At 65.5% G+C, this 13,902-nt stretch carries 12 protein-coding genes; 8 read left to right on the top strand and 4 right to left on the bottom strand.

The annotated features are described in order from the left end of the window. The first annotated feature begins 6 nt into the window (after positions 1–6). Positions 7–1,227 (top strand): pyridoxal phosphate-dependent aminotransferase, encoded by a 1,221-nt coding sequence (locus AC1DBN_RS04470; RefSeq protein WP_477722633.1) that lies wholly within the window; start codon positions 7–9, stop codon positions 1,225–1,227. Between the two features lie 51 nt (positions 1,228–1,278). Beyond that, complete coding sequence (locus AC1DBN_RS04465; RefSeq protein ID WP_314216750.1) at positions 1,279–2,133, top strand: polyphosphate kinase 2 family protein; 855 nt, start codon at positions 1,279–1,281, stop codon at positions 2,131–2,133. A gap of 65 nt (positions 2,134–2,198) precedes the next feature. Here the strand turns inward: AC1DBN_RS04465 and AC1DBN_RS04460 are convergent, their stop codons facing one another. Both AC1DBN_RS04460 and xseA read right to left on the bottom strand, forming a co-directional pair. After that, positions 2,199–2,417, bottom strand: a complete 219-nt coding sequence (locus tag AC1DBN_RS04460) for an exodeoxyribonuclease VII small subunit (RefSeq protein WP_015937726.1) — start codon at positions 2,415–2,417, stop codon at positions 2,199–2,201. Beyond that, positions 2,414–3,772: an exodeoxyribonuclease VII large subunit gene (gene xseA / locus AC1DBN_RS04455; RefSeq protein WP_314216749.1), complete on the bottom strand. Its 1,359-nt coding sequence runs from the start codon at positions 3,770–3,772 to the stop codon at positions 2,414–2,416. Before xseA ends, AC1DBN_RS04460 begins: the two co-directional genes overlap by 4 nt. Positions 3,773–3,977: 205 nt before the next feature. On the opposite strand from xseA, the gene AC1DBN_RS04450 reads away from it, so the two are divergent. Together AC1DBN_RS04450 and AC1DBN_RS04445 are read left to right on the top strand one after the other, a co-directional pair. After that, a complete protein-coding gene (locus AC1DBN_RS04450; RefSeq protein ID WP_477722632.1) occupies positions 3,978–4,829 on the top strand; it encodes a hypothetical protein in 852 nt (283 codons plus the stop codon). Positions 4,830–4,838: 9 nt separating this feature from the next. After that, entirely contained in the window at positions 4,839–5,918 is a 1,080-nt protein-coding gene (locus AC1DBN_RS04445) for a 4-hydroxy-3-methylbut-2-enyl diphosphate reductase (RefSeq protein ID WP_314216747.1), read from the top strand. An 11-nt stretch (positions 5,919–5,929) separates the two neighbouring features. Here AC1DBN_RS04445 and AC1DBN_RS04440 read toward each other — a convergent pair whose 3' ends face one another. After that, positions 5,930–7,171: a DNA recombination protein RmuC gene (locus AC1DBN_RS04440; RefSeq protein WP_477722631.1), complete on the bottom strand. Its 1,242-nt coding sequence runs from the start codon at positions 7,169–7,171 to the stop codon at positions 5,930–5,932. 90 nt (positions 7,172–7,261) lie between these two features. On the opposite strand from AC1DBN_RS04440, the gene ychF reads away from it, so the two are divergent. Next, complete coding sequence (gene ychF, locus AC1DBN_RS04435; protein ID WP_477722630.1) at positions 7,262–8,347, top strand: redox-regulated ATPase YchF; 1,086 nt, start codon at positions 7,262–7,264, stop codon at positions 8,345–8,347. Positions 8,348–8,524: 177 nt separating this feature from the next. Beyond that, positions 8,525–9,178 (top strand): SDR family NAD(P)-dependent oxidoreductase, encoded by a 654-nt coding sequence (locus AC1DBN_RS04430; protein WP_477722629.1) that lies wholly within the window; start codon positions 8,525–8,527, stop codon positions 9,176–9,178. Here the strand turns inward: AC1DBN_RS04430 and AC1DBN_RS04425 are convergent. Further along, positions 9,175–10,227 carry an LLM class flavin-dependent oxidoreductase gene (locus tag AC1DBN_RS04425; protein WP_477722628.1) on the bottom strand — a complete coding sequence of 351 codons (1,053 nt, stop codon included), beginning with the start codon at positions 10,225–10,227 and terminating at the stop codon, positions 9,175–9,177. The two genes, AC1DBN_RS04430 and AC1DBN_RS04425, sit on opposite strands and share 4 nt — an antisense overlap. Positions 10,228–10,379: 152 nt before the next feature. Here AC1DBN_RS04425 and AC1DBN_RS04420 point away from each other — a divergent pair, with 152 nt between their 5' ends. Then, the gene (locus tag AC1DBN_RS04420; RefSeq protein ID WP_477722627.1) at positions 10,380–11,990 is read left to right on the top strand and encodes a cryptochrome/photolyase family protein; all 1,611 of its coding nucleotides are present in this window, start codon (positions 10,380–10,382) and stop codon (positions 11,988–11,990) included. Between the two features lie 113 nt (positions 11,991–12,103). Then, the gene (locus AC1DBN_RS04415; RefSeq protein WP_314216740.1) at positions 12,104–13,882 is read left to right on the top strand and encodes an ABC transporter family substrate-binding protein; all 1,779 of its coding nucleotides are present in this window, start codon (positions 12,104–12,106) and stop codon (positions 13,880–13,882) included. The last annotated feature ends 20 nt before the right edge of the window (positions 13,883–13,902 follow it).

Raw genomic sequence — 13,902 nt, 5'->3', positions numbered from 1 at the left:
TGAGGAATGGCAGAATTCAGGCAGTCCACGAAGCTCAACAACGTCCTTTACGACATCCGTGGACCCATCCTGCAGGCCGCCCAGCAAATGGAAGCGGAAGGCCACCGCATCCTCAAGCTGAACATTGGCAATCCCGCCCCGTTCGGCTTCGAGGCCCCGGACGCCATCCTGGTGGACATGATCCGCCACCTCCCGCACGCCCAGGGCTACAGCGATTCCCGCGGCATCTTCTCGGCGCGCACCGCCGTCTCGCAGTACTACCAGACCCGCGGGATCCAGAACATCCACGTGGATGACATCTACCTGGGAAACGGCGTCAGCGAACTGATCACCATGTCGCTGATGGCCCTCCTGGATTCCGGCGATGAAGTGCTCATCCCCACCCCGGACTACCCGCTGTGGACAGCGTCCGTTGCCCTTGCCGGCGGAAAGCCCGTGCACTACCTCTGCGACGAGGAATCCGGCTGGCAGCCCGACCTTGAGGACATGGAAGCCAAGATCACGCCCCGCACCAAGGGCATCGTGGTGATCAACCCCAACAACCCCACCGGTGCCGTCTACCCGGAAGAGACGCTGAAGCGGATCGTTGCCCTGGCCGAAAAACACGGCCTGGTGCTCTTCGCGGACGAGATCTACGAAAAGATCCTCTACGAGGACGCCGTCCACGTGAACATGGCCGGACTGACCGGCGACGACGTCCTCTGCCTGACATTCAGCGGACTGTCCAAGGCCTACCGGGTGTGCGGGTACCGGGCAGGCTGGATGGCGATCTCCGGGCCGAGGAAGGACGCCGCGGACTACCTCGAGGGCATCAGCCTGCTGGCCAACATGCGCCTGTGCGCCAATGTTCCCGCCCAGCACGCCATCCAGACGGCCCTGGGCGGTTACCAGAGCATCAACGACCTCATCCTTCCCGGCGGTCGGCTGCTCGAACAGCGCAACAAGGCCTATGAGATGCTCAACGCCATTCCCGGTGTCAGCACCCAGCAGGCCAAGGGGGCCCTGTACCTGTTCCCGCGGTTGGACCCCGAGGTCTACCACATCCGCGACGACGAGAAGTTTGTCCTGGACCTCCTGCGCGAGCAGAAGATCCTGGTGTCGCATGGACGCGCCTTCAACTGGGTGCGCCCGGACCACTTCCGGATGGTCACCCTGCCCAACGTCAAGGACATCGAAGAAGCTGTCGGCCGGATGGGGGACTTCCTCAGCAGGTACCAGGGGAACTAGCCTGTGGTCACGGGCGCGCCGCGTCCGTGACCCTCCTGCGGAAGGACCCTCGTGGCCAGCATTGTCGGATTCGACCAGCATCCCTCTGATACCCTCCGCGTCGGGAAGGGCTTCTCGCTGGCGGCGGTGGATCCGGAGGCCACTCCGGGATACAGCGGCAGCAAGGCTGACGGCGAAGCTTTGTTGGCCGACCTCGACGGCAAACTTACCGAATTGCAGGAGAAGCTGTTCGCGGAGTCTCGGTTCGGCGGGAAGAAGCGGATCCTCCTGGTCCTGCAGGCCATGGACACCGCAGGCAAAGGCGGGATCGTCAACCACGTCATGGCCACCATGGATCCCCAAGGTGTCCAGTTCAAGGCATTCAAAGCTCCCTCGGAGCTGGAGAAGTCCTACGATTTCCTGTGGCGCATCGAGAAAGAGGTGCCGGCCGCGGGCATGGTGGGTATCTTTGACCGTTCCCATTATGAGGACGTCCTCATCCACCGGGTCCACAACTGGGCCACACCGGACGAAATCACCCGCCGCTACCGGGCCATCAATGAATTTGAGGCACGGCAGGCGGACGCAGGCACCAGGATCGTCAAAGTGATGCTCAACATCAGCAAGGACGAGCAGAAATCCCGGTTGCTGGCCCGCCTGGACAATCCCGCCAAGCACTGGAAGTACAGCAGCGGCGACCTGAAGGAACGGGCCTTCTGGGAGGACTACATGGCGGCCTACCAGGCGGCCTTTAACGAGACCAGCACTGCCGCGGCCCCCTGGTACGTGGTTCCGGCCAACAAGAAGTGGTACGCGCGGATCGCCGTGCAACAGCTGGTGATGTCCGCGTTGTCAGATTTCCGCCTGGAGTGGCCTAAAGCGGCGTTCGACGTTGAGGTGGAACGGGAACTGGTAGCCCGCTCCTGACCGGCCGGCCACGCCGGGGTGTCGCGCCGGCGGTCGCGGAAGGGTTGCCGTAATACGGGGGTGGATCAGAGCGGTTGGTCCCGGGCGGCGGCGAGCCGTTTGCGGGCGCCCTCCAGCCATTCCTCGCAGCGCGCCGCCAGGGCCTCGCCGCGTTCCCACAGGGCCAGGGACTCCTCGAGGCTGGCGCCCCCTGCCTCAAGGCGGCCTACGACGGCGATGAGCTGTTCGCGTGCTTCCTCGTAGCTCAATGCGGCGGTGCCGTTATCCGGCGTCTGCTCGGTCATGTTGTTTCTCCCGTTTCCGGATGGTGCTGGTCAGGTGTTTCTGGTTTTTCCCCAGGGCTGCCGCTGCTGCTGCCGCTGCCGGTGGACGTGGCGCCGAAGCGGCCTTCGGCGACGCGGATGGCCAGGGGCTGCCCTGCGGGGGCATCGGCCGGGCGCCGCACCACTGCGTGGCCGGAGCCAGACGACGCCGCGTGCGGCCCGGCGAGCTCCACCACCGCGTACCCTCGGTCCAGCGTTTTCTGGGGGGACAGGGCACGTACCTGGGTCCTGAGATGCTCCAGCCGGTCACCGGCACGGACCACCGTGGAGTTCACGGCCGTTGACGAACGCCGAAGCAGCCGTTCGATTTCCTCGCTGCGGACAGTGACCAGGCCTTCCGGCGACGCCAGGACGGGACGGGAATGGAGGGAGGCCAGCCGGTCCGATTCCCGGTCCACCAGCCGTTCAATGCAGCGGCGCAGCTGTTCCCGGGCCTGCCGGACACCGGCCAGTTCCTCGGAGACCTCCGGAACGATCCGCTTCGCTGCATCGGTGGGAGTGGACGCGCGGAGGTCGGCAACGTCGTCGAGCAGCGGCCGGTCGGCTTCATGCCCGATGGCGCTGACTACCGGCGTGGCTGCCGCCGCCACCGCCCGCACCAGCTCTTCGCTGTTGAACGGGAGCAGGTCCTCCAGTGCCCCGCCGCCCCGGGCGATGACAATGACGTCGACTTCCGGGAGTCCGTCCAGTTCCCGGAGGGCGCGCACTACCTGCGAGACGGCGCTGTTGCCCTGGACTGCCACTTCGCGGATCTCAAATTCGACGGCGGGCCAGCGCAGGGCGGCGTTGCGCACGACATCCTTCTTGGCGTCCGAGTCCCGGCCGGTAATGAGGCCGATGCGGTGGGGAAGGAGGGGGAGGGGTTTCTTCCTCGAATCAGCGAACAGGCCTTCAGCTGCGAGGGCCTGGCGGAGCCGTTCGATGCGCGCGAGCAGGTCCCCAAGGCCGACGGGGCGGATATCCCGGACCTGCATGTTCAGCCGGCCGGTCTTCAGCCAAAACTCGGGTTTGAGCAGGGCCACCACCCGTGATCCGCGCTCCAAGGGAAGATTCTTGCGTTCCAGGACCTTGGTCCACACAGACGCCGGCAGCGACACCTCGGCATCGACGTCGCGCAGGGTCAGGTAGGCGTTGCCTCCCCGGCGGTTCATCTCGATGACCTGGCCCTCCACCCAGGCAGACGGCGTGCGGTCGATGTGGACTTTCAGCTTCTGCGAGAGCAACTGCAGGGGCCACGGGTTCTCCGGCGTGGTTTCAGCGGCCGTAGCCGGCAGGGTGGTCGGCGCGGTGTCCGGCAGGGAAGGCTGCTCAGACATGCGTGTGCCCCTGCGGGACTGGAACTGCGGGCATGGGGTCCTTTGGTGGCTGTGACAATCAGGCTGTCTGGAAAAGCTGCGTTTGAAGAAAGCTGGGTACCGGTTCTTCAACCTTATCCATAAGCAATAGCACGCGGGACTGACAGAGCCCGGTCAGGTTACCTGCCTAGGATGGGGTTACCGCCATCAACCTGAAGGACGTGCTGTGCGCACTTTCGTTTCCGCCCTGGCTACCGTGCTGGGCATCCTCCTGGCCGCCGTGGCGGTTCCTGCCATCTGGCTGGACCGCAACATCGTCGGCGAAGACGGTTTCGTGAGCCTTGCGGCACCGATGGGGCAGGACCCCGAATTCCGGCAGCAACTGGCGACGGCCGCCGTCGGGACCATCGACACCAGCGCCGTTCCCGGGTTCCTCAACGACCTGGTGCAGCCGGTCCTGGAGAACGCGGCAACAACCCTGACCGGGCTTCCCGGGTATCCTGCGGCGTGGGACGAGACGCTGCGCAAGAGCCACCGCCTGAGTTTCGCCTCCACGGACGGTGATGCAGGCGCCGCCGGGCAGGCATCGTCCCTGACGCTCGACGTCGCGCCGCTGGTGGCCCTCGGGGTGGAGGAAATTTCCAGGGCCAGCGGGATTCCCATTGATGCACCGCAGGAGACGCTGATCAACGTCGGCCAGCCGGAACACCGGGAGTGGGTGGAACGCCTCGCTACCTATGCGCCCATGGGGTACCTGCTGGCCATCGGTTCAGGTGTCGCCTTCCTCCTCGCGCTGGTGGCGGGCCGCCGCCGCTGGACAGTGGTGGCTGCTGCCGGCATCGGTGCGCTCCTGATGGCCGGTGCGTGGAAGCTGGCCACGGATGCCGGAACGGCCAGGGCCCTTGCAACAGACACGGGCAACGACGTGGCGAACCTGTTCCGTGACGGGTTCGTTCCCGCTGCGGCATCGAATTTCGGGGGCTGGACCCTGGGCACGGCCGTGGCCGGCGGGGTGCTGTTGGTCCTGGCTCTTGTGGGCGGAGCCGTATCGCGAAGGCGGCCCCGGGCAACCCGGTAGCATGGAGAGATGACCTCCACAGCTGTTTCCCTCTCGATGCCAACCGTCCCGCGTAGGCGCCGCTCGCCCGAGGAAGTAGCAGCTGCAGCGCCCGTCACCGGGGCCAAAAAGGTGCTGCTCGCGGCCCCCCGCGGCTACTGCGCGGGAGTGGACCGGGCCGTGATCGCGGTCGAAAAGGCACTGGAGCACTACGGCCCCCCGGTGTACGTCCGCAAGCAGATCGTCCACAACGTCCATGTGGTCAGCTCCCTCGAAGAGAAGGGTGCTGTGTTCGTTGACGAGACGGACGAGGTTCCCGAAGGTGCCCTGGTCATCTTCTCCGCGCACGGAGTGTCACCTGCCGTCGTCGAGTCTGCCGGCCAGCGCGGACTGCGCACCATCGACGCCACCTGCCCCCTGGTGACGAAGGTGCACAAGGAAGCCGTCAGGTTCGCCAAGGACGATTTCGACATCCTCCTGATCGGCCACGACGGCCACGAGGAAGTGGAAGGAACAGCAGGTGAAGCGCCCGACCACATCCAGATCATCAACGGCCCCCACGAGGTGGACAAGGTCACCGTCCGTGACCCGGAAAAGGTCATTTGGCTTTCACAGACCACCCTCAGCGTCGACGAAACCATGGAAACGGTCCGGCTGCTGAAGGCGCGGTTTCCCACCCTGCAGGACCCGCCCAGCGACGACATCTGCTACGCCACCACCAACCGGCAGGTGGCCATCAAGAAGATTTCGCCCCAGGCGGACCTGGTGATCGTGGTGGGGTCCGCAAACTCCTCGAACTCCGTGCGGCTTGTGGAAGTGGCCCTGGAATACGGCGCCAAGGCGTCCTACCGCGTGGACTTCGCCAACCAGGTGGACGAAGCATGGTTTGAAGGCGTAGCGACCGTCGGCGTGACCTCGGGGGCCTCCGTTCCCGAGGTGCTGGTCCAGGATGTGCTCCGATTGCTCGCTGAATACGGCTACGGAAGCGTGGAAGAAGTGGTCACCGCCGAGGAAGACCTCCTGTTCTCGCTGCCCAAAGAACTCCGCGCCACCCTGAAGGAGGCCGGCGACGTCAGCCGCGCCCTCGGCGGACGCCGGCCGCGCGACTGACGTCCGGCGTTCTACGCGGCAGCCTCGTCCTGCTGGAGCTCGGGGGCTGAAAGCGCGCGGGGTGTGACCTCCACGGGTGCCGGGGAGGCCAGGCCCGCTTCGTCCAGGGTGTTCAGCTTGCGGGCCGTGGGCAGCACTCGGGCTTCCAGCGTCCCCACCAGGGAGTTGTAGCGGTCGACCGACGTCTTCAGCGATGACCCCAGCTTGGTGACGTTCTCGCCCAGGGTTCCCATCCGGTCGTAGAGTTGCCGGGCGAGGTCAAACAGTTCCCGCGCATTGTCGGTCAGGACGTCCTGCCGCCACGTGAACGCCACCGACTTCAGCACGGCAAGCAGGGTCCCCGGAGAGGCCAGGACCACGTTCTTGGACAGCGCGTGGTCCAGGAGCGACGCGTCGGCTTCAAGGGCAGCCGCAAGAATCGATTCCGCAGGGATGAAGCAGACCACCAGTTCGGGGGAGTTCCCCGGAATGTCCCAGTACCTCTTGCTGCCCAGAGCATCCACATGGGCCCTCAGCGCCTTTGCGTGGGCAGCCAGGAGCGCCTGCTGTGAACGGCGGTCGGAGACCGACTGGGGTGCCTGCCGCGCCTCGGCATGCTGCATGAAGTGTGCCGCGGAAGCGCCCATCTCCTGTGCCTCAAGGTAGGCGGACAGCGGGACCTTGGCATCCACCACCAGGATCTTCTCGCCGGGAAGCTGGACTACAAGGTCGGGACGGACTGCGGAGTCGCCGCCCGCGCTGTGGACCTGCTCCACGAAATCAACGTGGCGGAGCATGCCGGCAGCCTCCACCACCCGCCGCAGTTGGACTTCACCCCACTGGCCCCTTGCGCTGTTGGACCTGAGGGCCGATTCCAGCGCATGAGTGGAGCGCATCAGCTGTTCATCGGAGAGGCGCGCTTCCTGGAGCTGCTGGGCAAGCTGGCCGTACTGTTCCACGCGGTCCCGTTCCAGCAGCGCCACCTGCTGCTGGACTGCCGTGAGCTTCTCCGCCACCGGGGCAAGGGCGCGCAGCACGCTGCCGTCCTGCGACCTGGCCTCACCCAGCTCGCGGTTCTGTGCCGCCAAAAGCCGGCGTTCGGCGTCGGCCGCTGCAAACTGTGCGCTGACCTCCGACAGCCGGGCGGACACGGCGTCAAAGTCAGCTTCAACGCCGTTGGTGTTCTTCCGCAGCACAAAGTACGTGGCGGCCGCACCGGCCAGGGCACCGGCAAGAAGCATGAAGAGGGCAAGAATCAAGGCAAATCCATCCATGGGTTCACTGTTGCACGGGGCACTGACAATCAACGGGAGTGACATCCGCCGGTACGGGCGGACAGGGCGCTGCGGGTAGAATCAGTGCTCGTGGCTCTTACTATTGGCATCGTCGGACTGCCCAACGTCGGCAAATCAACCCTCTTCAACGCGCTGACCCGCAACCAGGTCCTGGCGGCGAACTACCCGTTCGCCACCATCGAACCGAACGTCGGCGTCGTGAACCTGCCGGATCCCCGGTTGCAGCAGCTTGCCGGGATCTTCAACTCCCAGCGCGTCCTGCCCGCCGCCGTGTCCTTCGTGGACATCGCCGGCATCGTCAAGGGCGCGTCCGAGGGCGAAGGGCTGGGCAACCAGTTCCTGGCCAACATCCGCGAGGCGGAGGCCATCGCCCAGGTGGTGCGCGTGTTCGATGACCCCGATGTCATCCATGTTGACGGCAAAGTTGATCCGCGCTCGGATATGGAGACCATCAACACCGAGCTGATCCTCGCGGACCTGCAGACCATCGAGAAGGCCATTCCCCGGATCGAAAAAGAGGTCAAGATCAAGAAGCGGGAGGCCGCCGAACTGGCTGCCATCAAGGCCGCCCAGACCGTCCTCGAGCGCGGCGACACCATTTTCTCCTCGATCAAGAGCGACAAGCTGGAGATGGAGCACCTCAAGGAGCTCGGGCTCCTGACGGCCAAGCCGTTCATCTACGTCTTCAACGCCGACGAGGCCATCCTGGGCAGCCAGGAAAAGCAGGACGAACTGCGGGCCCTCGTAGCCCCCGCGGACTGCATCTTCCTCGACGCAAAGCTCGAAGCGGACCTCGTTGAGCTGGACGAGGAAGAAGCCCGCGAAATGCTGGAGATGAACGGGCAGGAAGAGTCCGGCCTGGACCAGCTGGCCCGCGTCGGTTTCCACACCCTCGGGCTGCAGACCTACCTGACGGCGGGTCCCAAGGAAGCGCGCGCCTGGACCATCCGCCAGGGTGACACGGCCCCGCAGGCCGCAGGAGTGATCCACTCGGACTTCCAGCGCGGTTTCATCAAGGCTGAAGTGGTCTCCTTCGCCGACCTCGTGGAGGCCGGGTCCATGGCCGAGGCGAAGTCCCGCGGCAAGGTCCGGATCGAAGGCAAGGAATACGTCATGTCCGACGGCGACGTGGTGGAGTTCCGCTTTAACGTTTAGTTCCAGAGGATTTCGGAACGGGCCCATTTGCTTGAGCAGATGGCCCCGTTCCTGTTGGCGCGCTTCCTCCCGATGAGCGGTGAAGCCTGCTTCGCTGCCTGTTTGGTACCGCAGCCGTCCAGCCCAGGGAACCGACGCGCGGACTGCTACCTGCAGCACGTGGCCTAGGATCTATCCATGACGACTCTTGAGGGAGCGGTTGTCCTGGTAGTCGGCGCCAGCGGCGGACTCGGTTCGCGCGTCGCCGCCCTGCTGGAGAGCAACGGCGCCATCGTCGTTAGGTCCTCAAAGTCAGCTGGGCACGATCTGCGCGTACCTTCCGTGATCCAAGCGATGCTGGATGAGACGAATGCGCAGTACGGCCGCCTCGACGGGTTAGTGGTTGCGTCAGGGGTCGTTGCCTTCGGCGCCGCGTCAGACCTTGAACCCGCCACGGTGGACGAACTTTTCGCTGTGAACACGACCGGTCCGATCCGCCTCATCACCAAGAGCCAGCCCTACCTCGCGGTGTCCGCACGCGAGGGCCGGGAGCCCTTCATTGTCACATTGAGTGGCGTTGTGGCCGAGGCGCCTGTCGCTGGCCTGGCGGCATATTCGGCGTCGAAGGCTGGACTCGCGGCCTTCGTTGTTGCAGCGGCCCGCGAGTATCGCCGGGCGGGCATCAGAATCGTGGACGCACGTCCAGGCCACACCGGCACCGCCCTGTCTGAGCATCCGATCGCCGGGACAGCGCCGCGATTCGGCGCGGCGCTGGATCCCGACCTGGTTGCAGCGCGGATTGTCACTGCGATCGCCGATGGCGAGAAGGACCTGCCCAGCACCGCCTTCTAAGCTCGTTCAGCTCCGGCCGGAGACCAGCCAAGTGCCGGACCCAGCCGGGTGGCGATGTCGGTGAGGATCTGGACGTAGTCCTCGTGCTCAAAGCTGAAGGGCAGGGCGAAGGCTACTTCGTCAACTTCCTGGAAACCTGCGTGCGCGTACAGTTCCTCCGCGATGTGCTCGCTCGTGCCGATGAGGTCCCGGGCGAACAGCATTCTTTTCGGCCCCTGCGGGGCGGCCGTGCGGGGCGTGCGTTCGTCGACGTACTGCTGGTACTTCTCCCTCTGTGCCGCTGAGGCCGAATCGGTGGGAATGACCACCAGCCCCTGCGATACGCGGGTCCGCTCCTGCGGCTGTCCTGACGCTGCGGCCGCGTCCCGGTAGGCGCGGATTTGGGACTGCTGGATCCGGGCGAAGTCGGGTTCTTCGCCTGCTTCAGGGAAAATCACGCTGCTGGAGAGCAGGTTGAAGCCGTTTTCCCCTGCCCAGACCGCGGATTTCCGGCTGGCAGCGCCGTACCAGAGGCGATCGCGCAGTCCCGGGGAATGCGGCTCCACGCGGTTGGAGAACTCCTCCACCACACCCTGCTTGCCGGAGAAATCGCGGACAGGTTCACCCGCAACCAGCCGGGCGAACCGCTCCACACGGGCGTAGCTGAAGTCCTCCACCTCGGCGGAATCGGGGTAGAGCTCATGCTTCACCGTGTCCCAGTGCATCGGTTCGCCCACGCTGAGGCCGGGGTTGATCCGGCCGCCCGCCAGCAGGTCCGTGGTGGCGATGTCCTCGGCCAGGCGCAGGGGATTCTCCCAGCCCAGCGGCGTAACGGCTGTACCGAGCTCGATCCGGGACGTACGCTGGCTGGCCGCTGCCATGACCGCCACGGGCGAGGAAATGCCAAACTGCAGGTGGCGGTGCCGCAGCCACGCGCTGTCGAAACCGAGCCGCTCACCCAGTTCGATGACCTGCAAAGTGGATTCGTGGCCTGCGGCCGGGTTGGCCGGATCGAAAAGGCCGATGGTGAGGAAGCCAAGCTTTCGCAGGGGACGGTTCTGATCTGGCATGGGCTTCCTTTGCTTGGGCCTGGTGGTTGACCCCAGAATATGCTCGCCCGGCCCGGCGTTCGTGGACAGGGCAGGTGCAGGTTACCGTTTGCGACAGCGGAGCCGCTGTCCGCCCGGCAACGTCCGGAGAACATTCCAACTATCGTTGGGGCATGCAAGCCGGCCAGCACCTGCGCCTCGTCCTGCCGCATCAGCTCTTCGAACAGCAGCTTGAACTGCCGGCTGACGGCACGGTGTTTGTGCTGATCGAGCACGACCTCATGTTCCGGCAGTACGCCTTCCACTCCCACAAACTGGTCCTGCACCGGGCGTCGATGGCACGCTTTGCCCGGCGGCTCCGCAGCCATGGCCACGAGGTAGCCGTCCTGGCCAGCCACCCCTCGCGCACATCGCGCAGCCAACTGGGGCAGCTCATCCGCAGCCGCCGCCCGCGGCAGGTGACCTGGTTCGACGTCGTGGATGACTGGCTTGAGCAGGACCTGTTCGCCGGCCTCGCTGACGGCGGATACCGGATGCAGGCCGGCGACGTCCTGGAGACTCCCAACTTCCTCACGGACCGCCGTCGGATCGACGGGTGGTTCGCGGGCAATCCTGCCCGGATGCACGACTTCTACGTATGGCAACGCCGCCGGCTCAACGTCCTGGTGGACGGCGGCGGCCCTGTGGGCGGCAAATGGTCCTTTGACGCCGAGAACAGGAAGAAGCTTCCCCGCGGGTACGTTCCGGCCGCCGTGGGCAGGTTCAACAGCGGAAACGACGCCGGGCAGGCGATGTTCGACCTTGACGCGCTGATCGACGACGGCGGGCCGGACACCATCCCCGACGCCGGGTCAAGCGAGGTCGAGGCAGCCATCGCCTGGGTAGCGGAGGAGTTTCCGGACGCCCCGGGGAACCCTGCTTCCTTTGCGTGGCCCACCGACGCGGCGGAGGCCAGGCAGCACCTGCACGAATTTGTCCGCGATCGGCTTGCCGGCTTTGGTGCCTACGAGGACGCCATCTCCACCGCGCACCCGTTCATCAACCACGGCCTGCTCACCCCGGCACTCAATATCGGGCTGCTGGACCCCCGCGAGGTCCTGGACGCAGCTCTCGACGGCGCAGGCCAGGACACGCCGTTGGCTTCGCTCGAGGGTTTCGTGCGGCAGCTGATCGGATGGCGGGAGTACATGCGCGCCACCTACCGTCTCCGCGGCCGGCAGATGCGCAGCGCCAACCTGCTCAACCACACCAATGAGCTGGGCGCCGGGTGGTGGGATGCCACCACCGGGCTGGCCCCTGTGGATATGGTGACTTCCCGGGTGCTTACCACCGGATACAGCCACCACATTGAACGGCTGATGATCCTGGGCAACGCCATGTCCCTCCTGCGCATCCACCCGCACGACGTCTATGAATGGTTCATGGCCATGTATGTGGACGCCTACGACTGGGTCATGGTTCCCAACGTGTACGCGATGAGCCAGTTCGCCTCAGGTGCCGGAATCACCACCAAGCCGTACATCTCCGGCAGCAACTACCTGCGGAAAATGTCCGATCTGCCGCCGGGGGAGTGGATCCCCGACTGGGATGCCCTGTACTGGACCTTCATCGATGACCACCGTCCCGTGATTGAGCGCAACTCCCGGTCCCGGATGGCGGTCTCCCTGCTGGACTCAATGGATCCGGACACCCGGAACGGCCACCGGCGCCGCGCGGAGGCGCTGCTTAAACCGAACGACGGCGGCACGCGGCTGCTGCGGCCCGCCCCCGAACCGGGTGCGTAGGGTTCCTCCTCCCCGCCCAGCCGGCGACACCAAAGTATCCTGACTGTGTAGGGCGCGTTCCTGGCGACTCCAGGCCCCCTTCCCCGGGATGGAATACACAAGGAGGCGGAGGCATGCCAGTCAGGCGCCTGATGCAGTACATCACCGCAGCGGCAGTGGCCGCAATGGCCCTTTCAGGCTGCTCAGGCGGCGGCAGCGCGCCGGTCGTGGTGGGCGAGGCCAAGCGCGGAGGCAGCGCCACCGTGGCTGAGGTCAACGCTTTTTCCTCCTTCAACCCGTTCAGCACCGATGGCAACACGGACATCAATTCCAAGATCGGTTCAGCCACGCACTCCGGCTTCTACTACCTGGACGACAAATCCGTGGTGGTCCGGAACGACAAGTTCGGCCGCTACGAAAAAGTCTCCGATGATCCGCTCAAGGTGCGGTACACAGTCAACGAAGGCGTCAAATGGTCCGACGGCGCGCCGATCGACGCCGGCGACCTCCTCCTGAGCTGGGCCGCGGGTTCGGGTTACTTCGACGACGCGGATCCCGCGGCGGGGACGGGCACCAGGTACTTCTCGGCCGCGTCAGCCGCCGGCGGTCTCGCGGGCACGGCGTTCCCCGAGCTCGGCGACGACGGCCGGTCCATCACGCTGCAGTACGCCGCGCCGTACGCGGACTGGCAGACCGCGTTCGACGTCGGCCTGCCGGCCCACGTAGTCGCCGCCAAGGCCGGGCTGAGCGACGAAGAGGACCTGGTCGACCTGATCAAGGACGCGCCCAAGGGAAACCCCGGGAAGCCGGCAGTAAATTCGGCATTGAAGACGGTGGGAGATTTCTGGAACAACGGATTCGATACGAAATCCCTGCCTGACGACCCCGCGCTGTATCTTTCCAGCGGACCCTACATCGTGCGGGACATCGTTCCTGAAGTATCCATGAAGCTCGTGCGGAACCGCGACTACGTCTGGGGAAGCGAGCCGTGGCTTGACGAGATTAACGTGCGGTTCACCGGTGCTCTTCCCACCGCTGTTGATGCGCTCCGCAGCGGTCAGGCGGACATCATCTCGCCGCAGCCTTCTGCTGACACCGCAAAACTCTTCGCTGGCCTGGCGGACCAGGGAAACACGGTGGAGCAGTACAGCCAGTCGGGATACGACCACCTCGACCTCAACTTCTCCGGGCCCTTCGCGGACGAAGACGTGCGCAAGGCCTTCCTGAAGGCCGTGCCCCGGCAGGCCATCGTGGACGCGGTGGTGGGCGACCTGATTGCGGACGCCAGACCGCTTGATTCGCAGGTGTTCCTTCCCGGGCAGCCCAAGTACGCGGACACGGTGAAGAACAACGGCTCGGCCAACTACGCCACGGTGGACATCAAGGCAGCCAAGGAACTCCTCGACGGCGCCACACCGACGGTCCGGATCCTGTACAACCGCGACAACCCCAACCGGGCCAAGGCGTTCACCCTGATCCGCGATTCTGCGCAGCAGGCCGGTTTCCGCGTGGTTGATGCCGGCCAGGGAAACGCGGACTGGGCAAAGTCGCTGGGGGGCGCAGGCTATGACGCCGCGTTGCTGGGGTGGATCGGAACGGGCGCCGGCGTGGGCCGCATCCCACAGATCTTCCGCACAGGAGCGGGCAGCAACTTCAACGGATTCTCCGACGGCGACGCGGACAAGGCGATGGAACAACTGGCCACCACCACTGACCTCGGAAAACAGGACGAACTGCTGGCCGGGATCGATAAACGCGTCTGGGAGAAGGCGTACGGACTGCCCCTGTACCAGACGGTCGGAGCCATAGCCTTCAACGCCCGGGTGGCAGGCGTGAAACCCAGCCCGGGTCCCCTCGGTGTGTGGTGGAACATCTCCGATTGGCGCCTGGCCCAGCAGGGCACCAAGAACTGATTCCCCGCCGGGCAAATGGG

The sequence above is a fragment of the Pseudarthrobacter sp. 10T415 genome, assembly GCF_056394175.1.
This window is presented reverse-complemented; position numbering and strand designations above follow the sequence as displayed.